The organism is Pelotomaculum schinkii (assembly GCF_004369205.1).
In the GTDB taxonomy this organism is placed as follows: Bacteria; Bacillota; Desulfotomaculia; order Desulfotomaculales; family Pelotomaculaceae; genus Pelotomaculum_C; species Pelotomaculum_C schinkii.
Genome location: NZ_QFGA01000003.1, coordinates 230095 through 254961, shown reverse-complemented (window position 1 = coordinate 254961; position 24867 = coordinate 230095). Strand labels below are relative to the sequence as shown.

Below are 24867 nucleotides of genomic sequence, written 5' to 3'. Positions count from 1 at the left end.
AGGGCAAATCTCGCGTAAACCGTCATGATCCGGGGCGGACCCAGCGGCCCGCCCCATTCTCCCTCCTTCGAGTTGAAATGGTTTGGGCCTGTGTGGGCCTTTGAATTAAACTTGGGCGGCTACCGCACCGCCCATCATCACCCCCTTAAGGTAGTTGGGTGGTTCGGTCCGCCTGGTTCATTACGCCGCGATACAGAATGTAGCCAGGAGCAGCAATTCCATTTTCCGTTCACGTTCTTTTGCCAGCAGATACAGGACAAAAAAGAACAATCCCACAAATTTTGACGCCACTCTGACATAATCAATAACTTGACCTGCCATTGACGCGCCCCCTTTCAAGGTTTTATAATAAGGGCAAGGGATTTTTCCCTTGCCCTCGGGACTACCTCACGGCGCGGCGGGAACCACGGTGAGTAGTCCTTTTGGTTTTGTTTGGCCTAAAGATCTGCAGCAAAAGCGCTAACAGCTTTACAGCCAATAACAGCACCTCCAGGACGACCTTAATCGTGTCCACCGGCATCACCCCCTTTCATAGAGGGGTAAGATAGCCCAAAATTATCCCGTATTTTTAAAAAGCAAAGACGGCCCCTGTGATCAGGGAACCGTCTTAAAAAATCTCTTTGGTTAGAATCTACCTCGCTCCAGTAGCGTTACTACTTTAGCCAGGATTTCCATGTACTCCTCATCGTCAATCTTACCCAACTTGCCCAGTGCAAGCGCCCGGTCGATGGTGAATATTCTGTGAAGCCTTGCAGTGGTGTGTTTCAGCAGTCCCGCCGCCTTCCAGCTTGCAACAGAATGACATAAAACTCCTTTCCCGGGCAGGGAAGTAAGCATCAGGCATACCATTTCCTGTAGCTTATTTGCAACTGCGAGAAGCAATGCCGGTCTTTTCTTAACCCCGCTGAGGTCGCTGAAAGGAAATGGTACCAATACCACGTCCCCGGGATTAAAGCTGGTCATAAACTGCATCCTCCTCGTTATCCCATTCGGAGAAAGCAGTGTCCGCCACTTTCAACCATCCCAGCAGCTCAATTCTTTCAGCCATCTTTTTCAATAGCTCTCTAATTTCCGCGGCCGTAAAGTTCTCAATTTCCTGCAGAACCCTGTCAACCTTGTTCATTGCATCCAACACCTGCCTTCACCTCCAGAATACCATGTAGGAGGTTAGCTGACAAGTTTGACGCTGGATGCAATTAGCCCTTTGTCTCCACGCCGGAAGGCAACCTGCACAAATCCTCCGACAGCCCGGGCTAATGTTTGACCAATACCATTCTTCGCGTAAATGGCCACCTTAGTGCCATCCGATGACTGACAATATCCCCTTATGGTGCCTGGTTTTGATTCACGTGCCTCCAGTACCATGAATGCTCCCGACTCGACGTCATTCTCTTCTTGCGCGGTAGGCTGTGAGAACCCTTGGACAGGGGATTTTGCCGCTGCATTAAGAGTCTGTCCCTGGTGATTACCTGAAGTGGCAATACCACCGGCAACTTTTTGGCCTGTTTTGTTCCCCTGGCCTACGTACCCGAGCATCCCCGACATAACGGCTTCAACATTTTCAAGGTCACTGATTTGCCCAGCATTTACCATCGCTGTCACCAATCCCGTCATTGCCACCAGGCCTGCATGACCGGCTTTTTCTCCCTCCAGTTCCGCCTCGGCAAACGCTAGGTTTACGCGGGCATCCTGGAGTTTCTCTTTAAGTGATTGATATTCTCCGTCATGCTCAAGACGTTTTAAGGTTTCAGCTTTCCTTAAATCTTCATTCGCGCCTTTTTTCTCAGAGGCCACTTGGCCAGCCACGAGGACCTCACGTCTCTTAACCGCATCGAGGATGTCGTGCAGCATCTGCCGTGCATCGTGCAGTCCGACAACCAGGTTTTCAATCTGCTCTCCACTCAACTTCTGAGCCAGAACTGTCAACATGTTTATCTCCTTTCCACACCTGCCGGGGCCATGACGGCCCCGCTTACGCAGATGCCGCACGTTTTTTTGTCCCCGGCGGAAGGGACAGATTTTAAACAGTCTGCCAACTTGGTTCTAACAACTGGTTACTGTACCATTCTTCCTAACCTTGTACCGAGCAACCCAACGGTCGATGTAAACATTACCTGCAGCCCTGAGTTTTTCGTCAGCCTTCTCCAGGAGAAAACCGAGAAGATAAATGCTTTCCAGGGGTAACATCAGAGTTGCAATCAGGAACTCCACAAGCGCCGACAGGAAGTTTAGCCAGGGATTTTTCCATCTCCAACGTCTTGCTTGGTTTAGGACCGGGTCAAATAGCTTGACGCCCGTTTCCCTGACCGCGGCAAAAATATGGCCAATAGTTTTTAATATTGCGGCGACCATGAAGTAAGCCGCACTCTTCCGGAAATCCGAATCCCTGAAAGACATTTTCACAAACAGCCGTATCATAATTCAGCGTGGGCCCCCGGCAGGTCCCGCGCTCTAATCACCTCCGATTAGAATTTTGCGGGCCTGCCGGCAGCCTTGTTTATTTCATCGACACCCTTTAGATGCCGCGTTTTTAAAAACACAAAAGCGGCCCCTGTAACCAGGAAAATAGCCGCTTAAATTTCATCGTTGATTTGAAGACAGGGTTACCCCTGCTCATTTGTTTTGTGCCGCCGCGTGCAGACATGTGCCTGAACCGCTGGCCCTGCCAAAAGAAAGGCAGATGTGCCTCTCGGATGAGAGGGAGTTGGCGCCAAGCCATTTTGGCTGCGACCACTGCCCGTAAACTACGAGCAGGATGTGCCGACCGGATTGGACGGGAGCTTTGGACGCCGCGCACTTGAAACAAGCACCGCAGTCCCTGCTCCTATGATGGAGCAGCATGTGCCTCTCGGATGAGAGGGAGCGAAAAACCTAAGAAAATAATAATCAAACAAAAAGCAGCTTGTCAACACTTTTTTTATTTTTGTTGTTTTCACCCGCCCTGTCTGCTTGGATGGTCTTTGAAAACTTGTGAATCAGGGAGTTTTGTGAACCTCCTCCCCTGTCCCTGGTTTTTTTTCTTTGAGAGTATAGAATCATACCTGGTTTCCCTCTCGGCCTGCTCTACAGTCCTGATCCCTTTTTTCACCCAATCCTCGAAAATCCCTGCAATATAAGGCAGGCTTCTTATGCCGTTTAAAACGGCCTTATTTACTGCATATTTGAACATCTCCGGAGAAAGCACATCAAACCACTTGGAAATATACTCAACCTCCACCGGCAAACCTTCAAAGCCGGCATTCTTCAAAATTGATTTGACGGATTCTGTTGACGATTTATTATCCACGCAACTATCCACACCGCCAGAAACATTTTCAGTATTACCTTCTGCCGTCTTCACGCGCGCGCGATCATCCTCTTTTTTATGATGGATGGATGAATGATTGAATGATCCTTTTGTAGTAATCTCTGGTATTGCTTTTCCGTTTTGTACGATTCGATTTTCCATTTTGGAAGATCCATTTTCCAAAATGGATTTTGCATTTTCCATTTTGGAAAATGCATTTTCCGTTTTGGAAAATGGAAGCTCCACCTTATAATCCTGAAGAACATAGCCTATTTTTACCAGATCTTGATTTATCTTCAAAAGGTTGACGCGGTACTGCTTGGTGCGGTCCCACTTATGGTTAGGATTATACCGTTCATCAAGCCAACCTTTTTCAAGTAGAGCTTTTACGTGCCTCAAGATAGTGTTCGGGGCCATGCCAAGCATCGTTTCTTCCGACAATTCTTCCGCCGTTTTATAAATCCACCCGTTTGTCGGCTCAATAATCATATCCATGCTGCTTTGCTCAGACCTTATTTTTTCTTCGGCAATGAATTTGTCAAAATCGTTAACACGTTCCGACCAGTATATAAACTGGTTCAGGATGATCGCTTTGCACATGTCGCCGGTCAATGCCACAAACTCTTCTTTAATTATGACACGCTTAAGTCTATTCATCATATTTTTTGCCTCCATAGAGGTACTTTGATTAATTAGGTGCATATAATTGCTTAAGTGATAAAAAATGAAGTTAAGTGCTCACATTTGATGAAATAATATTGAATATCTCTTCAGCCAAGCAGTAAAGCGGGGGATACTCCCCCCGCTTTGACTGTCAGGATTCACGACTTTAAACACTCTTTAAGACTCTTTCGCTGGATCTCATTCAACAGCACCCAAACGGAACCTTGAACGAGACGAGTTGCTCCTGCGAGAAATACAACCAGACAAGTGTCGGCAGGCGCTGGTGGAGCCACCGCGACGCGAAACACAGCTCCGTTCGGAAAGACGGCAGTGTCTTCCTCGTAACATCCACCAGATTCAAATAATCTCGCGGCCAACCAACCCACGGCAAACCTACGCTCGAAATCATTGCGGTCACCGGGCGGCGGGACTCCCGCGGGCAACCACAACACTTTTCCTTCCGCCGTCACGCGGTATATTACCCCGGCGCCACGCAGCTTAGAAAGCAACAAACGGCTCTTACGGAAGACAAGACCCAGTGCCTCTTCCGGCGCGCCGCCGCAGGACTCGACAAACCGCAGCATGGCCATGGCCCTGCTGGATGTTACTAGACCCGGTGCGGCTCGGGTTTGATCGACTATGATACGCATAAGCGGCAACCCCCTCAAGCCAGGGTATCGCGCAGTCTTAAACTCAACTTTTTATTCTTTCGGCTGAAGTTTTGTACTACACACCGGACCTTACTGCCACGCCGCAAATTTCCCCGTTGTGGCGGCGGCGCCAGACCAACCACGCCAGGGGTCGCAAACGTTTCCACCATGACATATTCTGGATTTAATCCAACTACTATACCGGCCACACTATCCCCGCGCCTCAGTTCGGGAATTTCTTCCCATGGGTCGCTCCCGGATACCATGGTTACCGAGATGGTATCGGTTTGCTTGTTCAGTGCTTTTACTATCACACTTACCGGTTGCCCCGGGCTGAAAATATCAACCAGCCTGAGCGCCCTGCTTTTCGTCGCCGCTACCCGCGGCACGTGAACCAACACACCGCCGCCAATATCCACAAGAAGTTGTTTAGGGTTGATGATTTTCACGACCGCCTCGATTCTCTGTCCTTCACGCAGGACATCGAACATCTTCTCCCTGGCGTCAGCTATAGCCTCGCGCCTGCTGCAAGCGGCTATACCAGCGTTTTTATCAATCCCTTTAATCTTCACAGATACCTTCTGGCCGGTGAATTTTTGCATCAGGGCAGGGGCGTCATTCCCCAGGCCCGTCTCGGATGAAGGCACCAGCCCCCGAACAACACCAAGGTCCAATTCCCACACTGGCAAGTTGTTTTCCCATGTTACCCGCACAATCATCGCTTCAATGGGATATTCCCGCTGCATCGCATCGTAGAGTTTATCCATTGCCCCACCGCGGTACTCATATCCTTCCGGTCTAAGCAACAATTCACTTCCACCCCTTTGGATTACTTATGTGAGTTTGAATATAGAGATAAAAAAGGCGCCAAGTAAACCGGCACAGGCAAGCACCCGTTCCAGCGCTGATTTTCCGGACTCCAGTGTTCCCCTGTAAATCTTTTGGCGCCATTTTTCCGGTATCGGCAGGTAGCGCCAGGGCTTTATCCCGGATCTGGTTACAGAGTCCATCACCAAATGTGATGTGCCTCCAAGCAGTGCTGCGATCCCGGGGGCCATCGTTGAAAGCCCCGCCAGGTGCCCTGGTAAAAGCCAGAGCGCTGCGACTGTTAACGAAGATATAAAGACGAATACGGCCGTGTGAGCGGGACTATCCCTGTGTCCCCAGCGCTCCTCCAGATACAGCGATAGGGGCCTGATGAGTCGCCCGGTCATACTGCCCGGATGATCAACATCCGGAAGAACCGCCATCACCCCTCCCAGCAACGTACTGATTAGAATATCCCCCATACCTCCTTCAAACGAAATGCCGGTCATTGCCCCTAGAAAAAGTCCTGCGCTTAAATGTGTTTCACCTTGAATATTTCTCACCTCCTCACAAAAAAGACAGCCACATGGTCAACAGACCAAGGGCTGCCTTTTAACATCCCACGTGCTCACGGCTGATTAAAGAGACCCATTACATCTACCTGTCCCCTTCCATCGGTATTTTCTCTGTCTCCACGGCCCATATTGGTACCGAAAGCTCCTTGTTCACCAGGACCTCCCGGTACCACCGGCATGGAAATTTTCAAGGAGCGAGCCGGTATGAGTTCCTGAACCGGTAGCTGGCCGGCCGCCAGCACTTCCTTGTATTGGGGAAGATCGGTCCATGGAATCTTCTGTAGATACAGAGGCCTCTTCCCCCGGACCGTGGCAACCATGTCGTCCTCCGGCAGTTGCGTCAGTTCCCATGGTTCCATCAACCGCTCTTTCCGGACACTTTCCCTGCGCCGGGGCATTTCTGTGTAATGCTGGTACGGTAGCGTCACATCCCGGCTATATGACTCTGTTAAAACCCGCACATCTCCGAAAGGCCTTACAAACCATGTGGCAGTGTCCATATCGTCGCAACCGAGGCACACTTTTACAGGGCAGTTGCCCACGATGGCTTGCCACTCTTTCTCCTTGGAGTATAATCCCTGCACTTGACCTATATTTTGAAATGCCAATTGAATGTCAATGGCCATACTCCTCGCAACAGCCAATGTTTTTCCTAACCATGGAACTCTGCCCACATTTGCAGCCTCTTCCACTACAACCCTCGTTGGTACCGGCAATCGCTGCTTTGGACTCGCCGCGGCAAGTTCTTTTAAACGCTTAAACAAAAAAGCATAGAAAGGTGTTAACAACATGCGGTAGTCCCCATCAGTCGGTAGAACACAGAACAACGCAGTTTTTTCCCGGCCTATATCGCTGAGGGTAAAATCGCTCTCGGAAGTGAGCGCTGCCAATCCTCCGGTTGTTATTGTCCTAAGCTTGTTCCGCACACCCTCCACATAGTTACTCCAGTGCCCACGCGCGGTCACGTATGTTTCATAAAGCCCCTGTTTAATCAATCCTCTCCTGTAGGCATCTTGAAAAGCTTTTTCAAGCTCATCTTCCGGCCAGGCAAGAAGTGAGAGCGCCGCCCGAAGGTGCTTTTGTCCCTTCGGAAGCACCCACCGGGCATAGCCGATAACCGCTGTGAGGACGTTTTTCTCACCACCGCTGAAGAAGGCGTGATCATCACCGGCACAGGAGATCATAGCGTCGGCCAGTTCGGCCATTTCATCATCGTCACGGCACTCCATAAGCATATTCCACCAGTGCGAATGTTCCGGACTAAGAACATTGAAAATATTTACTTTATAACCTTTGAACTTTATCCAACTCGCAAGATCCTCTAGGAGTTCCCCTTTCGGATCTGTGACGACAAGTGATTTACCCTCACATACCGCCGCAATAATATTGTCACGAATGAGGGTGTAAGACTTAGCGCTACCCGTGGCACCAAGAATAAATACATGCCCCGCAATCTTGATTTTGCCTTTTTCAGGTAACACGCGCAATATCCTGCCGTTGAGCCGGCCCAATACAATACCGCCGCCAAAAGGCTTCTCCCTGGGCGGCCCAAATTCTGCAATTGACCTAACGTCACGTTCCGTTGCCCAACCCCCTTCTACCACGTCCCTCCCCCGCACCAAACCCGGCCCGTGCCCCTTCAGCGACGATAGAAAGTCTCTGTTCCCGGCAAAAAAAGTAAACATGCCGGCTGCGGCCCCGATTAAAAGCCCATATCGTGCCGCCTGATCAGCGCGATCCGCTTGCCCGGTCTTTAGCCAGGTCATGAAGGCCGGTCTAGCGCTACTCGCTCCACCACGGTCCCACAAATCAACCATCTTCCAGGAACCATACGCAAGCAGGACGGCCATAAGCATTACCGAAAGAGATGCAGCCACCCCCTGCCTGACGTGCCCGGCCCTATATCCCCGCCAACCGGCCAGGGCGGCCAGGGCCAGAACCGGTAAAGCCATAGGGAACTTAAACCAAAGCACCAGAACAGCCACTCCTGTCACAAAAACTTCGGCAATCATATACCTCTTTTCATACGCCCACTTTTTTACGTCTTCTATGACCAGTACACTCCTCTCTCTAGAAGTTCAAAAACTTTTGTTGAAATGATATATCATATATGCTATATTTAATTTATGATATGGCAGATACTTTACTATCAAGAAGGCAACAGTCAACCCGTGCGGGAATATATCGACAGCCTATATCCAAAGACAAAAGCCAAAATTCTAAGGAACCTTTTACTGCTGTCAGAATTCGGACCTGACCTTGGCTGGCCTTTTGTGAGTAACATCTCCCGAAACATTTGGGAATTAAGAACGGTACACCAGGGAAATCAGTATCGAATACTATTTGCAGTAACAGAGGGCAAAATAATTCTATTGTTGCATGGTTTTCAAAAAAAGACAAAAAAATTACCCGAAAAAGAATTAAACCTAGCTGTTAGCAGGTTCACCCATTACCAAAAACGTATTAAGGAGCAATAATAATGGACGATTTAAAAAGACATCTTCAAGAAAGCCTCAATGACCCTGCCTTTCGGAAGGTTTGGGCTGAAACTGAGCCGGAATACCAGGTGGTACGTCAACTTATTGCAACGCGCCTTAACAAAGGGCTTACACAAAAAGAACTAGCAAAGCTTGTAGGAACAACACAATCCACAATTGCCAGGATTGAAAACGGAGGCCAAAACGTAAGTATTCGGACACTTTCTAAATTAGCCAGCGCGCTTGAATCAGAAGTAAAAATAACTCTTCAGCCGCGTTAAGCATGCGTCCAACTCCTTACACGGGCAGGGCTTACTCATCTACCCCGCCACCTCTTGGCCCTTTTTCTGCCCGGCGCCAGTGCCCGTATCACCGCCAGGTCAGACCTATCCAGGCGAACCTCCCGGTTTTTCCCCGTCTTAGCGTCCGTTGCCAGCGTCTTTACAATCAGCCAGATTCCGCTTCGCCTGGTCGCCCCGGCCCAGTCCAGGACCAGGCCCTTGCGCGCCTCCAGGAGCCCTGCCACCCTGCGGCCCAGGGCTACCATGTCCCGGCCGGGCGCCGGTAGTAGAACCATCACCACCGCCTTGATCCTGGCCGAGTGAGTGAAGTAGGTGCCCGGCTGCCAGAACCGACCGGGGGGTAAGTCCGTCCGGGCAGCGTCAAAGAGAACACCCATTCTCTTTACCAGTCCAACCACATGAGATGGTTTTCTAATAAGCCACACTTTGACATTCAAAAGTTTACCACCGCCTGTATAAACATGGGATTTGTTGGATATTAATAATTTAACGGATTTGGAATTAGGCCTAATTTCATACATATCCGCACACAAATTTCAGGCGCCTGAAGATCTATTGGTTTGCATAGCAAAAATACCTGGGTACTGAATAGGTCAGCCCCAGAAAAAGGACGCTTTCCTGGGGCTATTTGTGTTGCCCAAACCCGAACATTTTTCACTAATCCCTTTGGCCCTGGCCAGCTCCCGGCTCCGCCCTAGTCCCTGGGCCCGGCCCCGGTGCGCCCCAGTTTTCCCTGCGCCCGGCCCTGGCCAGGAGCGCCCGTCGTACCGTCTCAACATCCTCCTTTTTAGCCATGGCCAGTAGCTCCGAGACCGCTAAAAAAGCAGCTCTGCTGTAAAGAGCCGCCGTCCTGGTGTTTTCCCAACTGTTGTCTTCTCCTAGTTGCCTTCGGCAAAGGTCTATTACTACGTTCGAGAAATCTAAATGTTCGTCAGCCGCCTTCCGGTTGATATCCTTAGCCACAGGTAACGGAAATCGTATCGATCTTTTTTCCGTGGCCATTATGAGTTCACCTTCAATCCTGATTTTTTTACTGCGCATATAAAGGCGTTAATACTCGACTCACCCCATAAATCGTTATACTTGCGAAAATAAAAGTCTTTCACAGAACATTTACACCCTGTGCATCTGGCAGTTTTTAACACAGAATCCCAACCGAAGGGTAACTTCCCGGCACAGTATGGGCACCAGGCTTCACCCTTTTTCTTGTTGGCACTGAAACCTTCTTCCGGTGCGCAAACATTGGCCTGCATGACATCTCCACCTCCGTTTCAATCCCTCTTCAGTTAGCGCCTTCCCCTTTGGTCCGTACACCGATTGTCACCGCAGCCGTGCAGCCTTGTCCTGGTTCCTGGGGACCGGGGTCCTGGACCTGGAACCTGGGCCTTGGCCTGGCCGCCGCATACCAGGCCCTGGCGCCCGGCGCCTGCCGGCGGCCTGGTCCTGGGTCCTGGTTCCTGGACCGGGTTCCCAGGTAACCTGGTCCGGGCCTGGGACCCAGGATTTATTTCCAGGAAAAAGACCATGCTGACCTGGTCCCTGGTAACCGGGTTTCCCTGTTCCTGGAATCCAAGATGGTTTGGCCGGGACCAGGTTTGGGCGCCCGCCCGGGGTTCCTGGAAGATTATAGGTGTGGGACGCCCCCGGCTTTGGGGCGCAAGGGTTTGCGGGTTTACTGTCGGACGCACGTCCGACGCGCCCGGCCTTGGGGCGCAAGGCCTCCAGGGTTTGGTGTCGGACAGGGTGAAAATTGTCCGACACCCCAGGCCTTGGGGCTGTAGGCCTCCAGGGCACGGTAAGCGTGTATTATATATAGTGAGCATTTGCGGGGAGCAAAAAAGGCCGCAAGGCCGGGGGAGCCTGGTTTGAAAGATAGACCAATAATGATGGCTACAGGGAACACTCATGCGCCGTACTGCCGTTCCGTCTAGCACTTATTAGGTTTCCATATATGGTAAGTTGTGTTATATGATTAACCTATGCTTGTTGCTGCTTTATGGAAGCTTCAAAATGGCTTAATAAATACTGAAAAATTCGGTAATAATTCAGTAGGAATTACCGAATTATTACGTATGGGGTGTTTCTCTGTAAAGGGCTCATTGGTTTTCTCTTATAATTAATCGGCTTCAAAATATGACCTGGGGATTAATTGCCTTAACGCAAGGTTGATGACCTGACTGTAAGTCATCCCATTTTCATGCGCATAACTCTCTAAGCCCTTTAAGGTCCTAGGGTGAAAACTGTAGGTCTTTTTGACTGCTTTTTCGCTTATTGGCTTATTTTTTCTGTTTAAGGAATGGACTGAATCTGTATTAATTACAGAATGATTCGGTAATAATTCATTACTATTTACCGAATCTTGTGAAGCGGAGCGTTTTCCGGGCATAAGCGCTTCTATAGCCGCCCTTTTTTGCACCCCTTTATTCATTCCCTATCACCCTACGCGCAAGTTCCTCGAAATCTTCCATCCCGCGGCGATCGGCAAGATCGAAGACCGTTTTTCCCCAACTTGGAGCTTCAGACAGTCGTCCGTTTATCCGGATCGGATTTGTAACCTTCTTGCCATACATTTTCGTCAGGTCTTCCATGACTTCTTGGCATACACGGCTTCTTCTTTTATCGAAAAAGGTGGGTACCACAAACGCGATGTCTGTTGAGAGATTGTATTTTTCCCTTACATCGGATATGGCGTTGCCGACCTGAGCGCTCCCCACAATGCTTAGCCATTCCATTGAGACAGGGACCATGACGTGATCGGAAGCGACTACCGCCATTGTGTGCAACAGCGTTCTCGATGGGGAGCAGTCAATTAAAATGTAGTCGTAGATACCTGTTAGAGGACGTAGTGATTTCTTTAGAATTTCCGGAGCTGGCGCCTTTAAGTCAAAAAGCCATTGCAGCGACAGCCTGCTAAGAATTCTCTTGAAATCTGCTGCATCAGGTCTTGATAAATCATTAACCAGGTTCCCAAGGTTCAAAAGGAACGGAACAGCGCCGAGGTTGTCACCTCCGGATGCAATTATGTCTAACCTTTCCCGGACATTTACTGTGGCATCAATTGCCTTCTTTCCTTCCACCATCATCTCGAACAATGTAGTTCTTTTCTCTTCAGCATTAAACCAAATGCGTATATTGTCTTGCATGTCCATGTCCACGATGAGGGTCTTTTTACCGGCTAGGGCCAGGGCGTGGCCGAGGTGGACACTAACGGTTGATTTGCCAACTCCACCTTTACTATTGACAACAGCTATGGTACGCAAAACTTTTAACCACCCTTCAAGTAAGTAATAATTACGTAATTACTACCGAATAATTAGGTAACAATTAAGTAATAATTCGGTAAGTGTAATAATCTCCAGCCTGTCTATAGAGAACCACATGGGCGGCGGGTTAGTCCCTCATCACCTTTCCGGACCAGTTCGATAGATAGTTGCGCGCCGGGTGTGTCCTTCCCCGTCAAAAATGCCGCCTAAATCATCCTCCCTTACTAGGGCCAGGACCGACGGATAACTAGCCCGTTTTCCGTCGCTAGAGACGGCTTTAATGCCTCCGTAGCCCACGTCGTTTGTTAGTGATTGGTACTTTGTTCGCATTTCTGCACCTCCAAAAATGTTTTTCAAAACAAACAAAAAAACCGGGAATTATGACTCCCGGTTACTTTAAGTAGAAGGTTTTTACAAGCTTAAGAGACAAGGAACTCACTCCACCTCTTAAAGCTTTTGAGGCCTTGTTGGCGTACTAACGAACGGTTGTATTGCCAATCCTTCACGAATATTTCCAAAGCCCCGGTTTTATTCAAATTCGATATAACCCGGGGGTCGTCCTCAAAAAATAACTGAATGCCCCGCGATATTACATAATTGGCCTTTTCCTCCGGGTTTTCCGTGAAGACAATACGGCCTGCGGGAAAACCGTTTAGCTCAAGCCACCGCCTTGTTACGAAGTAGGCTGATTTAGGGCGGTTAGTGATGTATTCAATCCGGTGGCCCTGGCCGTTAAGGTTTCGCAACACGGCGTGCGCGTTTGGAAGTGGCTCTGCTTTTAATAAAATCTCCAGGCCTCTACTTGTTTCAAAAAAGCCTTGCGGTACCTCGGAAAAAGGGTACGTCAAATAATTAATACTAAAATATTTGAGTAGCTCTAAATTAACGTTGGCAATCGTGTTGCAAAGATCGGCTCCAACAACCATTATTTCTGCCCCTCCTCTTCTATCCAATGCTCTACCGGCATTGCCTTTGAAAAGAAAAAGCCCTGGGCAAGTTCAATTCCAAGGTCTTTAACGATCTGACAGTGTCCATTCGTCTCCACGCCTTCGGCTATCACCTGGGCGCCGAGTAATTTACCCAACTCCAGTAACTTTTCAATCATCAACCGGTATCGGTGGGCAGTACCATTTTTATACCGTGCCAGCCTGTGAATCGAGTTCTGATTTATTTTCAGAAAATCCGACGGGAACTCGCTTATACTCCAGAAGTCACGTTCCCCTTTCCCAACGTCGTCAAGTGCGATTTTAATCCCGCAAGCGCGGAAACTGCTTAGGATGGCCACCAAAGTCCCTACATCTCTGTTTTTGACCTTTATCTCGGTAAGTTCGATAACTGCCCTGTCATTTAATGGGTCGATAATATTCAAGACGGTGTTGCTGGAAGATAGAATTGTACTGGGACTTAGGTTGAAAAACACCTGCCCGGGAGGAAGGCGTTTTGAGTGTTTTACCGCCAATTCCAGACAGACCAGTTCAACTTCTTGCTGTCTGTGGCACCTGTAAGCGGTTGTAAAAAGGTTGTTGGGGGAATGCAGGCTACCGACAGGCCCTCTGGACAATGCCTCAAAGCCAGCTACGTTTCCGGTTCTCAGATGAATTATAGGTTGAAAAAAAGTTAATATCTCTTTTTTTTCAATAATTCTGTTTATCTCTTCAGTAAAATCCACAATAAATGACTCCTTTCACTAGTAACCTGCTTAAAAACACTTGCTAACTAAATAGGGTGACAAGTGTGAATTATCACCTGCACACATTAAATTCTCCCAGGGTTTTGATTGCGGCTTTCCAAGATAAAATCCCTGGGCATAATGTATACCAATTACACCAGCAATATTTAATTCATCTACCTTCTCAATTCCTTCCGCTACAACTTTTGCTTTTAATTCAGCAGCCAACGCCACAAGGTGTTTTAAAACCCTACGCCTACCCTTGTTTTCATAGCATCCCTGTATTAACCCACGATCAATTTTTATCCAATCCGGTTCCAGTTCAGCTATACTGCGCAAACGATCATAACCATTACCCACATCGTCAACAGCTATCTTTATGCCTCTTCTCCTGTAAAAATCAATAACTTTCTTGACTTTGCTATAGTCATTGATTACTCCAGCCTCGGTAATTTCTATAACAGTAAGTTCAGTAAGTTCATGGTCAAACACGTCCAAAATTCCATTCTCGACTGCGAAAGGGCTAAGATTAATGAAAAGTCTCAAATTGGTCGGCATTGATATTGAATTTTCCATGGCGCTTGCCAAGCATAACTGTTCCAGCTTCATGGCATAACCAAACTCCGTGGCAAGTGAAAAAAGGACTAATGGTTCTTGCAACGGTCCTTCCGGTCCCCTTGATAAAGCCTCATATCCGATTATTCTTCCAGTTTCAATGTGAATTACAGGCTGAAATACCGTTGTGATCAGCCTGTTAGCCAATACATTTTCCAGGGTTTTTTTCAAGTTCAAGTTACCCCCCTATCCTTTCCTAAATTTTAAACTATTTAAACAAAAAGAGTGGACTGGCCATTGTTATTAAATGCAAAAGGAAACCCCGCCGAAACGGGGCAACAAGAAAATCCGCGATGATTTAATCATATTGTTATTCCTGATCACCCAACTTCCCTTCGATAGTGTTGAATAAAATTCGATATGCCGGAAGGAGGTATATCCGGATTCACCGTAACGGTACAGTCATTTGAAGTGAAATTCTGCCCGTTTGGTAAAGAGTAAATCGCCGTGATTATGGCTGTACCGACATATGGTCCGCTGAAAACCTGCCCCGGCCCGCTCACATAAGCCACCACAGCTCCATTTTGAACAAGGGTGGGGTTTTGTACAGCATTCCAAGACACTGAATTGGTTATATCCTGGGCGCTGTTATCGGAATAATTGGCCGTTACCGTTAAAGAACCTATAAACTTATTCGCGCCGGTCACGCTCATAGACGTCGGTGATAAGGTTATACCTGTAAGCGCCTTTACCTCTAACGTAACTTCAAAAATTTTCGGCGTAATACTGGAATCGCTGGTATCTAAAACTGCATGTATTACAAATTGGTTTCCAGGTGCAATTGTAGTCCAATTGCTTGGAGTAACAGTAACCCAGGTTGCTCCACCATCGGAACTGACATACCAAGTTACGGAAGTGCCGATCGGCAGGGTCTGGTTTAGTGTCAACCTTACAGTATTACAAATATTGCCGCTATGAAGAACTACTGAATAATAATCTTTGGGGTGCAAGTAGCCCATGAAAACCAGATTCAGTCCTGAAACTTCCAGAGACGTGTTCTCTATTTCCGTGCCCGAGCTATCATCGTAAGTATAATACTTTACGTCTCCGGATTGGGTAAGCACGGCGTAATCGTAACTCCCCGGCTTTATTGAAAAGGCAACCGGGCTGCTTATGGGGGACACTGAAAAAACGCTTGTATTTTTAAACCCACCGGCATCGTCCTGGGAATAGTACGATACTCCGGAGCTGTTTAAAACTCCAACCCCACCCTGCTGGCTACTCACTGACAACACATTACTAAGGCCTGTTACCGTTTTCGTTGTATCCTGGGCATAATTCCCGGTAGCATCATCGTAAACGTAAAAGTAAAAAGCTTTGCCAGTTGACACAACAAAATTTGGCGTACCAGGCACAACCGAAACGGCCACAGGGCTACTCAGTTCGGTATTAACCGTTAAGGTAGGAGTTAAACTCCCTCCGGATGCGTTGTAAATTGTCACAACGCCAGTGTTAGAAAGGAGTGCTGCTTTATCGGCGTTGGACCATGCACTGACGGAGACGATGTTATTTAAGCCTGTAACGGTCGCGCTAGCCGACATTGAAGAACCGTTAAAAGAGTAAAGCGTCAGAGCATTATTGGTTAATGACCATATTTCCGGAGCATCCTGACGCACAGCTATTCCCGTTGCGTTGGTCACGGATGGAATGGACAGGGCCGCGTTCAATGACATTTTGCCGGTAGCGTCATCGTAGTCGTATACATTGATTCCGGATGTAGTGGCCACCGCATACTCATAGCCAAACTGTTGTATGGCTATGGCGTTGGGTATAGGCTGTTGAGGTAGACAAACATACCCGCCGCTCGTGTCCACATATGCGGTGGTTTTATTCATGTCAACATTGCTGGTATTCTGATACTTATCATCCAGGATTACCTGCCCTGCGAAGGCCGGCAACGGGAGATATGCTGCCGCCATTACGAAAGCCAGGAGGAAAAGAAAGAAGATTCTCTTTATCACTTCTGCCTCCCCCTATTCCCCGGAAACCTGATCCACCGATACTATTTTCCAAGCACCGGACGCGTCTGCGGCAGTAAATAGAACGTCCTTATGGATGGGTTGCAGGCCGGGAAAGGAAACGGTATAGGTGGCATGAACTAAGTGGTACCCGTCACCTGCCCCCGACGAAGTTAACTGAAAATCAGTTACACTTCCATGGGGTTTAGCGGTCTTTTGCTGAGCTTGAACCCTGTTTTGAAACATTTCCTCCCTTTGGGCTTTTACAAGCTCCACACCAGTCAGATACTGCAGGGCCTTGACTTGTTCACCCTCAGCCTTTGCACTGACATAAGACTTAATCGTATCGGACAGCGTACCCGGTATACTACTTTCATTAAGATGGCCCGGTAGATCCGGACTTACAAACTCCACTTTATAAATGAGCAATTTTCCTGATGTTTGTTGAAGGTGAAAAAGATAGTTCCAGCGGTTGTGTCCGGGCATTTCAACAGTTTCCGCGCTGACAATAGCAAAGTTATTAGACTGAGATATAACCTTCGTTTTCTCGTTAACAATCGTTACCTTATTAGGACCGTTCTTTATGTTCTGTTCAGCAGAACTTAAGGCCTGTCCAGTGAGGTACTCTTTTACTTCCTGCAAGTTTAAAGATGCGGAAGCTGACAAGTAGTTCCTTACGATTTCTTCTGCTTTGTTCGATGGTGCTTTACTTCTATAGCCGAAAAAAAGCAACAATAAAGTCCCTGCAATGCAAACCAGGCAAAAGATTTTAATTGGTTTTTTAGCCATGTTAACAGCCCCCTCCTAAAAACCCCCCCCCGGCGTTCCCGGGGCAGATAATCAATGTAGTTTCCATATCGTGCTGCTACTTCAGCGTAACCATCTAGATGCAATAAGTTCTGCCTTTTCAGCAACACCGAACCTGTCCTTTGCCCTGTCCAGGGCCTCGCCGGTGAGGTATTGCAACGCTAGATCCCAGGAACCTTCCGAACTGTTGCTAGTATAGTTGTCAACTGCTTTTTTGGCTCCTTTAGCTCATAGTTTTGTGATGTTGGGGATATTCGTTCTCTTTAATTTCATCTACCGAGGCCTGTAATCTATACACCCCAAAGACAGCAACCGCCAAAAGAACTACAATAAACAGTGAAATAAAAAATTTTGGCATTCACAACACCCCCCTAATCGAGTAGGGTAGCGCCGCAGTAATTTTCTGCGGCGTTATCCCTCTCACAGAACCGGACTTACGGGCCTCGTATCCGGCTCCTGATAAACCTCAGTCACTTCTCCCAAAAGTGATGCAAAATGCCGGCATTATACGAAGCCAAATTAATTAGTCCAATCTCGTTAAACCAGCTGTTTGGCAGTGCCATGTTGACCAGCGGGCTGGCAGAGTTGCGCCATTTCGTAACAGAAATTTTCCGAAACTCCCCTTTATACCCCCGCCTACGCAGCGCCTTGTGCAATGGTTTCCAGCTCTTCCACTCTTTCATTTGCTTCATTCGCAACCGCCGCCGAATCCACTCCATTAACTGTGAAAATAGATTCTTGCAGTTGGCGACCCTGAAATAGTTGGCCCACCCTCTCAAGACCGGGTTAAGACGCTTCACCATTTCCTCAACGTTTATTCCGTGGTTCCTGGGAGTTAGTTGCCTTATTCTGTCCTTAAAGCTCTTTATTTTCTTGGAATGGATAGAGACATACCTGGGCCATATGATAAATCCAAGATATGCTACTCCCTCATTCACGCTCGTGAGGTGCGTCTTTTCTTTGTTGACCACTAGCTTGAGTTCATTTTCAAGGATTTCGGTGGCGAGTTTCTGATATTTCCAGGCCTCTCTGTGAGTTCGGGCGAATATCAGAATATCGTCCGCGTAGCGGACGATGCGAATACCCCTTCTTTTCATTTCCTGGTCGAATTGATCCAAATATATGTTCGTAAGTAATGGACTGATGACGCCCCCTTGCGGACTTCCAATATCTGTTTCTTCCCAGGCTCCGTCTTTCATGACTCCAGCGGTGAGAAACTTCTTAATGAGCTTCAGCACGCTGCCGTCGCTCACTTTCCGGTTTACTCCTTCCAAGATCAATTCATGATCCAGCCGATCAAAACATTTTGAGAGATCCATGTCCACTACGTATTTCAATCCGTATTTATTCATAAATCTCTCGGCCTTGGCCACTGCTTGGTGACAGGAGCGTCCCGGTCGGTAGCCGTAGCTTGAGGGATGAAAGTCGGGTTCAAAGATGGGTTGCAAGATATTGAGAAGTGCCTGTTGGACTACACGGTCTTTTACGGTGGGTATTCCCAGCGGGCGTTTGCTGCCATCCGCTTTGGGAATTTCTACCCTTAAGACCGGCTGTGGCTTGTATGTGCCGGTTTTCAGCTCATGATGAAGTTGGTGCAGCCTTTCTTCCAGGTTCTGGCCTAAGGCTTCCACGGTCTCACCGTCTACTCCGGGAGCTCCTTTGTTGGCTCTAATGGCACGGCAGGCTCTTTCCAAATTGTCAAGCCGATATACTTTATCTATTAGGCTGTACCATTTCTTCATCATTTCACCTGATTTCGCTATGCTCCCTTAGTTCCTTACGGTTTTGCGGCGGTTTCTTCCTGCGGCTTCCCGGCGTCTCTAGCTCTGTGGCAATCTTACCGTTAAGTACCGCAATACTCCGCCTGAGCGGACGTTATGGCGAGCAAGTTCGTCGCCGCCTGCCTTAACGTTCCCTTCAGCGTTTCAGCCTCGGTTATCTTCTCGTCCCACCGCTTGGTTCTTTATTTGCATACTTTGGTTTATCTTCGTCCCTTCGCAAGCATAAAGGCTTTTGGCTCCTTATGCCCTATTGCAACCAGGTGCAATGTCCCCTCAGTTTTGCCCTCCGGTCTGTTACCAGCCTTCACTGGCTGAGGGTTAATCACTACTACGGACTCATCTGCCACCCTGCTCCACGTATTCCCTCCCTTGCGTTTCCGCTTGTTTGGGCTTACCTACTGTGTCTTGTAGGATGATGCCGGGCTTCCCCGGTTAAGTCTGCTTGCCTGAGCTTGAACGCATCCGTCCTAACCTTTCAGGTTATCCAGCTTTCGGGCTTTCCCCTATTTAGCAGGGTTACCCACCTGTAAGGCCAACCTCGGTTCACTTTCGTTATGTTCCAAGCTCCCCCTTCGGCTTCCTCCAGACCCCACCGTTACCAGTGACGCCCTTGCCTACGGGTTGTCTTCCCGCTGGTTAGGTGACAGGGTTTCTTTCAACCCATCGGTGCGGCAGACATGCCGGGCAAACTAAAAAGCCCTGGTAGGTTTTCCTACCAGGGCGAAAATTAATACGGCACCGGAACTTTAATCTTTAATTAAGCTTCCATATTGATATCGTGCCTGACCCCTTGTTCCCTGCATCGTCATAAACGTTTACAGTAATAGGTACAGGGCCGCTACCACTTACCGGCGCCGTGATTATTCCGTTAGCTGGTAAGGCCTGCTTAGTTCCACCATTTATGTCATATTGAAAGTTTTTACTAATGTTATCGGTGGCGCTCACCACTAGGATTATTGAGTTACCAGAGGTTGCACTGGCACCGGACAAAGTTTTTACACTGTTTATTGTCGGCGGCAGTCCATCCACCACCACCAAAATTTCTGTCGGATTTGATGTTACACCATAGGCGTCCTGTACCTGAATCCTTACTTTACAAACGCCATTGGATTTAGCCAGAACAATTTGCTTACTACTTGCATAGGTTTCCCAATCTGACCATGCACCTAACCCGGTGTCGTATCGCATCATAGAGGCTCCTGCAGCGTTAATAGTAAGAGTCGGAGTGTCTCCGCTAACGAAAATAACCGAATTACCGTTGAAGGTTCCTGATGTTCCCCCAGTTACTGTTACAGTTCCGGTTGGTGGAGTAGGGTTATACCCTATACTCGCACTGGCAATGCTAGAATTTTGTGCTAAATCGGCTAAACGAGCATAGACTTTCTTTACTGCAGCCCCTGCTACCCCCCCGTAACTTGTATTTGTTAAGTCCCAGGCTTTTGTCTGAGTGAATGTCTCCCAAGGGGACCAAAGGTTGCCGTCGTTACTAAAGCTCATTTGCATCTGAGATGAAACACTGGTGTTGTCAGTTGCAACAATTGTTAAGGTTACATTTTTTGAGGTAGTAGACGTTGCACCTCCATTAATCAGCAGAGTAATTGACGGTGGAAGCATATCTTCAGCCAAAGCTATAGAATCAGTTACGACAACTGAATTACCAACGGCATCGATAATTTTCACATAAACTGTTTTCGTTCCAGCTCCTGGTGTAACCGTCCAATCAAATGTATCATTATAACTAGTAACTCCAGTTCCACCGTCAGCACCTTTAGCTGCGGTATGCTTGACCGTAAAGGAAACATTATCATTTGAAAGTGCTATCTGGTAGATGCCGGATTCGCTGTCTGATGCCGTTACAGTTACCTTTACATTAGTATTATAAGTTTTTTCTAGACCCTCTGAGGAAACTGTATTGTTCATACCTGACGGAGCCCCCGTATCTGTCGCATCGGGCAATGTTGGTGTATAGGTATTTGTAGAATAAGGAGATTCGCCAGCTTCATTATAAGCACTTACCCTAAACCAGTAATTATGAGCACTATCGTAAGTAGTTCCAACAGTTTTTAAATACAAATTATTGGGATCATCCCTTAATGCAAAACCACCTGTAGAATGGTTAAAGGGATCGTTCGATATGCTGTTATTAGCCTGGCCGTTTAACCAGCTCTCATCTGGATAAATCTTAGCATTGGCCAAATTCCATGAAGTAACGTTCCTTACATCAATTGCCCGATAAGCATTGCCGTCAAATACCCCTACCTTATACCCTGTAGCACCAGCACAGGCAGGCCAAGAAAGAATTACGTTGCTCCTCCCTGCAGTCTGAGACCACGAAATTCGTGATAAAGTGCCCGTTGGTGTATTTGGTGTGGGAGGAATGGTTCGGACCGAATATGTTGAAGATAATGGTCCTTCAACCCCAGAATACTCAGCAGAAAATTGATAGTTATAGGAAACACCTGGAGTCAATCCGCTATCAGTGAATGTACTTCCACCAGAAGTTATTGTTTTTAAATAACTGCCATTTCTATATGCTTTTATGTTTACCCCTGCTGGAAAATCGCCTCTATTGATATTTAAAGTTATCGAATTCTGAGTAGATGATGTTGAACTCAGGGTTGGAGATTTCGCTATTGAAAAAGTTACATGTAATTTAGAAGGGTAATAAGAACCATTAGTATCTTTACCATAAATAAGGGCATCTTCCAACCTGCCATCTGTACCAATATATAAATCCATTACCAACCCATTTTTACATATATTTAATAAATTTTGCTGACTAGTTGACACAGCATTAATATCCCAAATATACCATGACCTAATATATCCATTAGTTGAGGGCCAGGGTGCAGAATCTAAATTAACATTAGAGTAAGAAGGTTTATTATTGTAAGTGATCGTCATTTCATCCCAAGGTGCTGTTATAGCGTGAATACTTTTTCTAAAAGAAGTATCACTTGAACGGTAGAGATAAAACTCAAATTTTAAATCATCTATCCTTGCCCAACCATTTCCCTCTGAGAAAATTTTGGCGTCATCCCATCTTATGAATGCATCATTAGCAGCCCCGCTCATTTCAAGCTCACCGCTTTTACCATAATTATTATTTTTACCAGAATCATAATCTCCCTCAACCCAAGAATCTGCAGTGGCATTAAATGTTAGTGCACTTGCACTTGACAATGGTATAAATAAAACAAACATCAAAAATATTGCTAATAATAAAAACTTTTTCATCATACTCGCCCCCAACAAAAATTATTTTAGTTAAAACTGCTAACAATCCTTTTACAAATCATCGTATAAGCTAACAATCATCTATAGCACCTCAAAATTACATATATTTGTCTTTTAAAAGGGTTCATTTTCTCCATAATGTCAGGGTGTGCACTTTCTGAATTGACTTTCCTGCTCTCGTACTGATTTAATAGCTCATTGCACCTGTTTTATGCCGGCTAACCAAGGTATTGCCGCAAGAGGTTAACGTCAACCGCTTTCGCCATCGCCTCCTTTTCGGTTATCAATTCTAAAGAAACAAGATTGCCCAGTGATTGGTCCATAAGGACCATGCCATCAGCGGCGCCGGTCTGTATTTTAGCCGGTATCTGGACAATCTTGTTTTCCTGAATCAATGAGCGTATGGCATTGTTTACAGCCATTATCTCCACTGCGCACACCCGACCCTTGCCATCGGCGCGAGGCAGTAGTTGCTGCGAAATCACGCCTTGCAGTACAGAAGCTAACTGCACCCGGCTTTGCTGCTGCTGGTGCGGCGGGAACACGTCGATAATCCGTGCTACGGTTTCGGCCGCCGTGTTTGTGTGCAGGGTAGAAAGCACCAGGTGCCCGGTTTCCGCCGCCGTGATCGCCGTAGATATAGTCTCCCGGTCGCGCATCTCGCCAACCATGATGATGTCCGGATCTTCACGGAGGGCGGCCCTCAAACCCTCGGCAAAACTGTCTACGTCACTATGAAGTTCACGCTGATTGACAATAGACCTTCCATGCTGGTGCACATATTCAATCGGGTCCTCTAAAGTAATAATGTTGTTTTCAAATGTACGATTTACATAGCTGATCATCGCGGCCAGGGTAGTTGTCTTCCCAGAACCGGTCGGGCCTGTAACCAGTACGAGCCCTCTGGGCATAGTCGCAAAAGCGGCCAACCGGTCTATAACCTTCCGGGAATATGGAAAAAGATCACGTATATCCTTGACGGTGCTCGACAGCACTCGCCACGCCGCCGCCCACGTGCCGCGCTGTTGGAATAAGTTGACGCGAAAACGTGATACGTCCGGTATAGCGTAAGCCATGTCAATGCTTTTCCTAACTCCATGCGGTTCTTTTTTCAGTAAAGGCTGGCATAAACCAGCTATTCTTTCAGGCTTTAGCGGTTCTTTGAACGCCGGGTTAATTTGAAACAGCCGGTCTACCTCGAATCGAACGCCTGGAGGGCCGCTTTGCGCCAGCATGGTTAATTTCCACAATCTGCCGTGTAGCCTTACTGCCGGCGGAATACCAGCAGTGAGGTGAATATCTGAAGCGTCAATGTTGACAGCGAAAGTAAGAAGCATGTCCAGTTCGCTTTTTCCCCGATAATCGTGTCGCGCCACGGTAACACGCCTTTTAGGCGCGTCCCCCGGGTCAGGCTTAACGTCGTTAATGTCTGTCAAATCGTAATTCCTCATAATTTGACTCCCTCATTCAAACCGTTGTATTCAGCAATGACTGCCCTGACGTAATTTTCCACATACGGCGGTACGCCCTTGCAGTTTAGTACGGCTTTCGGTCCAGCGTTATAAGCCGCGAGAGCACATGCCACGTCTCCGTTGAACCTCAGCAATTGTTCCTTCAAATACCGCGCCCCGCCGTATATGTTTTGCGCAACATCATAAGGAGAGGTAACGCCTTGTTCAGCTGCCGTGCCGGGCATTAACTGCATCACACCCATCGCTCCCTTTGACGACGTGGCCATGGAATCAAAACCCGATTCCTCGGAAGCGACGGCTTTCAACAGGTCAACATCCACGCCGTACACCTTGGCGGCGTTTTCAAAGGTTTGCTCCATGTTTTCCGGTGGACGTATAGGTATATGTTCCATGCGGCCCGCCTTTTCTTCGACAGCCTTTATCTGTACCGCCATTTGTTCCTGCTCTTTTTTTTGTGCGGCAAAACGCGAGAGCTCTGGCCAGAAAGAAGCCACCGGGTCAAAGAGCATACCGCCCCTTTTAGCTACGAGCGTAATATTACCTTTCGCTGTGCCCAGGGTAGCATCGCCGCAGACTTCATCATTCAAAGCGACAGCCGGCATTAAATTGCCATAGGTCAATTCCATACCGTAACCGTCCACAGTGACGGAATCGCCGTAGATCGCTTTAATTACCCCGCCGAGAGCCGCTCTGATCGGCTCGCCTGTATTCGCCGCCAGCGTTGCGGCGGCGTGATAATTGCACTCGCCGTCAAAACCGTACTGAACAATTACCTTTTCTTGAGAGGTAGGCCAAACCGGTTTTCCGTTTTTATCCGGGACAGAGAAACGCGCGTATTGCAGTTTTTGACCATCGCCGGTTTCTTGAGCTTTAGTAAGTAGCGATACCGGTTCATTGGCGGCAATTGATAATCCGGGCGCCAAAATTACCGCTAGAGATGCGACAAGCAAAGCGCATGCCTGTTTTTTTCGAGGTATAATCGACCGCAAGCCGGTTTTCTTGGTTTGTTTTGTCTTTTCTTTTATCACCGATCTCCTGATAGCTAAACAAGTCAATACATCAGATAAATTGGCCGGGTCTACAAGCTTGATTTCCAATCCCCTTCCTGCAAGCGACAGTGGCGCCCTTCTGCCTGCCAAAAGCACCAGCTTGTCGCGAATGACCGCACCCTTTAAAAATTCCGGCGTAAAGGCCACTACCACGTCCGCGTCGGACACATCGCTGGCTAGATAGTGGCCGGTGGGCAGCATATTCGGACTGTCGGTGTACACTATCAAAACCATCCCCCCCCTGTAAAAACTTCTT

At 47.8% G+C, this 24867-nt stretch carries 30 protein-coding genes; 2 read left to right on the top strand and 28 right to left on the bottom strand.

Annotated elements, in window-relative coordinates:
* Window positions 1-180 precede the first annotated feature (180 nt).
* The 11 genes from Psch_RS17375 to Psch_RS17330 all read right to left on the bottom strand — a co-directional run bounded on the left by Psch_RS17375 (window position 181) and on the right by Psch_RS17330 (window position 7993).
* Window positions 181-321: a hypothetical protein gene (locus Psch_RS17375; protein WP_190259087.1), complete on the bottom strand. Its 141-nt coding sequence runs from the start codon at window positions 319-321 to the stop codon at window positions 181-183.
* 61 nt (window positions 322-382) lie between these two features.
* On the bottom strand, window positions 383-514 hold the full coding sequence (locus Psch_RS21485; RefSeq protein ID WP_282432481.1) for a hypothetical protein: 132 nt from the start codon (window positions 512-514) through the stop codon (window positions 383-385).
* A gap of 110 nt (window positions 515-624) precedes the next feature.
* Window positions 625-963: a type II toxin-antitoxin system PemK/MazF family toxin gene (locus Psch_RS17370; RefSeq protein ID WP_190259086.1), complete on the bottom strand. Its 339-nt coding sequence runs from the start codon at window positions 961-963 to the stop codon at window positions 625-627.
* A complete protein-coding gene (locus Psch_RS17365; RefSeq protein WP_190259085.1) occupies window positions 950-1135 on the bottom strand; it encodes a hypothetical protein in 186 nt (61 codons plus the stop codon). Before Psch_RS17365 ends, Psch_RS17370 begins: the two co-directional genes overlap by 14 nt.
* A 32-nt stretch (window positions 1136-1167) precedes the next feature.
* Window positions 1168-1929 (bottom strand): hypothetical protein, encoded by a 762-nt coding sequence (locus Psch_RS17360; protein WP_190259084.1) that lies wholly within the window; start codon window positions 1927-1929, stop codon window positions 1168-1170.
* 114 nt (window positions 1930-2043) lie between these two features.
* Window positions 2044-2418 carry a hypothetical protein gene (locus tag Psch_RS17355; protein WP_190259083.1) on the bottom strand — a complete coding sequence of 125 codons (375 nt, stop codon included), beginning with the start codon at window positions 2416-2418 and terminating at the stop codon, window positions 2044-2046.
* Between the two features lie 514 nt (window positions 2419-2932).
* The gene (locus tag Psch_RS17350) at window positions 2933-3961 is read right to left on the bottom strand and encodes a DnaD domain protein (protein WP_190259082.1); all 1029 of its coding nucleotides are present in this window, start codon (window positions 3959-3961) and stop codon (window positions 2933-2935) included.
* 146 nt (window positions 3962-4107) lie between these two features.
* A complete protein-coding gene (locus Psch_RS17345) occupies window positions 4108-4599 on the bottom strand; it encodes a hypothetical protein (protein WP_190259081.1) in 492 nt (163 codons plus the stop codon).
* A gap of 14 nt (window positions 4600-4613) precedes the next feature.
* Window positions 4614-5408 (bottom strand): 30S ribosomal protein S1, encoded by a 795-nt coding sequence (locus Psch_RS17340; protein ID WP_243124192.1) that lies wholly within the window; start codon window positions 5406-5408, stop codon window positions 4614-4616.
* Between the two features lie 24 nt (window positions 5409-5432).
* Window positions 5433-5969: a metal-dependent hydrolase gene (locus tag Psch_RS17335; RefSeq protein ID WP_282432480.1), complete on the bottom strand. Its 537-nt coding sequence runs from the start codon at window positions 5967-5969 to the stop codon at window positions 5433-5435.
* A 65-nt stretch (window positions 5970-6034) separates the two neighbouring features.
* Window positions 6035-7993 carry a VirD4-like conjugal transfer protein, CD1115 family gene (locus Psch_RS17330; RefSeq protein ID WP_190259079.1) on the bottom strand — a complete coding sequence of 653 codons (1959 nt, stop codon included), beginning with the start codon at window positions 7991-7993 and terminating at the stop codon, window positions 6035-6037.
* A 114-nt stretch (window positions 7994-8107) separates the two neighbouring features.
* Here Psch_RS17330 and Psch_RS21755 point away from each other — a divergent pair, with 114 nt between their 5' ends.
* Together Psch_RS21755 and Psch_RS17320 are read left to right on the top strand one after the other, a co-directional pair.
* Window positions 8108-8458 (top strand): type II toxin-antitoxin system RelE/ParE family toxin, encoded by a 351-nt coding sequence (locus Psch_RS21755; protein WP_427910118.1) that lies wholly within the window; start codon window positions 8108-8110, stop codon window positions 8456-8458.
* Window positions 8459-8460: 2 nt separating this feature from the next.
* Window positions 8461-8739 (top strand): helix-turn-helix domain-containing protein, encoded by a 279-nt coding sequence (locus Psch_RS17320; protein ID WP_190259077.1) that lies wholly within the window; start codon window positions 8461-8463, stop codon window positions 8737-8739.
* A 35-nt stretch (window positions 8740-8774) separates the two neighbouring features.
* Here Psch_RS17320 and Psch_RS17315 read toward each other — a convergent pair whose 3' ends face one another.
* The 17 genes from Psch_RS17315 to Psch_RS21265 form a co-directional block, all read right to left on the bottom strand.
* Window positions 8775-9197 carry a hypothetical protein gene (locus Psch_RS17315; protein WP_243124191.1) on the bottom strand — a complete coding sequence of 141 codons (423 nt, stop codon included), beginning with the start codon at window positions 9195-9197 and terminating at the stop codon, window positions 8775-8777.
* A 220-nt stretch (window positions 9198-9417) separates the two neighbouring features.
* Window positions 9418-9762, bottom strand: a complete 345-nt coding sequence (locus Psch_RS17310) for a hypothetical protein (protein WP_190259076.1) — start codon at window positions 9760-9762, stop codon at window positions 9418-9420.
* Window positions 9762-10013 carry a hypothetical protein gene (locus tag Psch_RS17305; RefSeq protein WP_190259075.1) on the bottom strand — a complete coding sequence of 84 codons (252 nt, stop codon included), beginning with the start codon at window positions 10011-10013 and terminating at the stop codon, window positions 9762-9764. Before Psch_RS17305 ends, Psch_RS17310 begins: the two co-directional genes overlap by 1 nt.
* A gap of 33 nt (window positions 10014-10046) precedes the next feature.
* On the bottom strand, window positions 10047-10448 hold the full coding sequence (locus Psch_RS17300; protein ID WP_190259074.1) for a hypothetical protein: 402 nt from the start codon (window positions 10446-10448) through the stop codon (window positions 10047-10049).
* Between the two features lie 428 nt (window positions 10449-10876).
* A complete protein-coding gene (locus Psch_RS17295; protein WP_190259073.1) occupies window positions 10877-11188 on the bottom strand; it encodes a hypothetical protein in 312 nt (103 codons plus the stop codon).
* Window positions 11181-12020 carry a ParA family protein gene (locus Psch_RS17290; RefSeq protein WP_190259072.1) on the bottom strand — a complete coding sequence of 280 codons (840 nt, stop codon included), beginning with the start codon at window positions 12018-12020 and terminating at the stop codon, window positions 11181-11183. The genes Psch_RS17295 and Psch_RS17290 overlap by 8 nt, the downstream gene beginning before the upstream one ends.
* 141 nt (window positions 12021-12161) lie before the next feature.
* Window positions 12162-12353, bottom strand: a complete 192-nt coding sequence (locus tag Psch_RS17285; RefSeq protein WP_190259071.1) for a hypothetical protein — start codon at window positions 12351-12353, stop codon at window positions 12162-12164.
* 89 nt (window positions 12354-12442) lie between these two features.
* Entirely contained in the window at window positions 12443-12949 is a 507-nt protein-coding gene (locus Psch_RS17280) for a hypothetical protein (RefSeq protein ID WP_190259070.1), read from the bottom strand.
* Window positions 12949-13692, bottom strand: a complete 744-nt coding sequence (locus Psch_RS17275; RefSeq protein WP_190259069.1) for an EAL domain-containing protein — start codon at window positions 13690-13692, stop codon at window positions 12949-12951. Before Psch_RS17275 ends, Psch_RS17280 begins: the two co-directional genes overlap by 1 nt.
* A gap of 30 nt (window positions 13693-13722) precedes the next feature.
* A complete protein-coding gene (locus Psch_RS17270) occupies window positions 13723-14478 on the bottom strand; it encodes an EAL domain-containing protein (RefSeq protein ID WP_190259068.1) in 756 nt (251 codons plus the stop codon).
* Between the two features lie 149 nt (window positions 14479-14627).
* On the bottom strand, window positions 14628-16268 hold the full coding sequence (locus Psch_RS17265; protein ID WP_190259067.1) for a hypothetical protein: 1641 nt from the start codon (window positions 16266-16268) through the stop codon (window positions 14628-14630).
* A gap of 12 nt (window positions 16269-16280) precedes the next feature.
* Complete coding sequence (locus tag Psch_RS17260) at window positions 16281-17054, bottom strand: hypothetical protein (protein WP_190259066.1); 774 nt, start codon at window positions 17052-17054, stop codon at window positions 16281-16283.
* A 241-nt stretch (window positions 17055-17295) separates the two neighbouring features.
* On the bottom strand, window positions 17296-17430 hold the full coding sequence (locus tag Psch_RS21480) for a hypothetical protein (RefSeq protein ID WP_282432479.1): 135 nt from the start codon (window positions 17428-17430) through the stop codon (window positions 17296-17298).
* Window positions 17431-17542: 112 nt separating this feature from the next.
* Window positions 17543-18817 carry a group II intron reverse transcriptase/maturase gene (gene ltrA, locus Psch_RS17255; protein ID WP_243120840.1) on the bottom strand — a complete coding sequence of 425 codons (1275 nt, stop codon included), beginning with the start codon at window positions 18815-18817 and terminating at the stop codon, window positions 17543-17545.
* Window positions 18818-19606: 789 nt separating this feature from the next.
* The gene (locus tag Psch_RS17250) at window positions 19607-22093 is read right to left on the bottom strand and encodes a CBM96 family carbohydrate-binding protein (protein ID WP_190259065.1); all 2487 of its coding nucleotides are present in this window, start codon (window positions 22091-22093) and stop codon (window positions 19607-19609) included.
* A gap of 215 nt (window positions 22094-22308) precedes the next feature.
* Window positions 22309-23541, bottom strand: a complete 1233-nt coding sequence (locus tag Psch_RS17245) for a type IV pilus twitching motility protein PilT (protein WP_243124190.1) — start codon at window positions 23539-23541, stop codon at window positions 22309-22311.
* Entirely contained in the window at window positions 23538-24833 is a 1296-nt protein-coding gene (locus tag Psch_RS21265) for a transglycosylase SLT domain-containing protein (protein WP_243124225.1), read from the bottom strand. Before Psch_RS21265 ends, Psch_RS17245 begins: the two co-directional genes overlap by 4 nt.
* Between the last annotated feature and the right edge of the window lie 34 nt (window positions 24834-24867).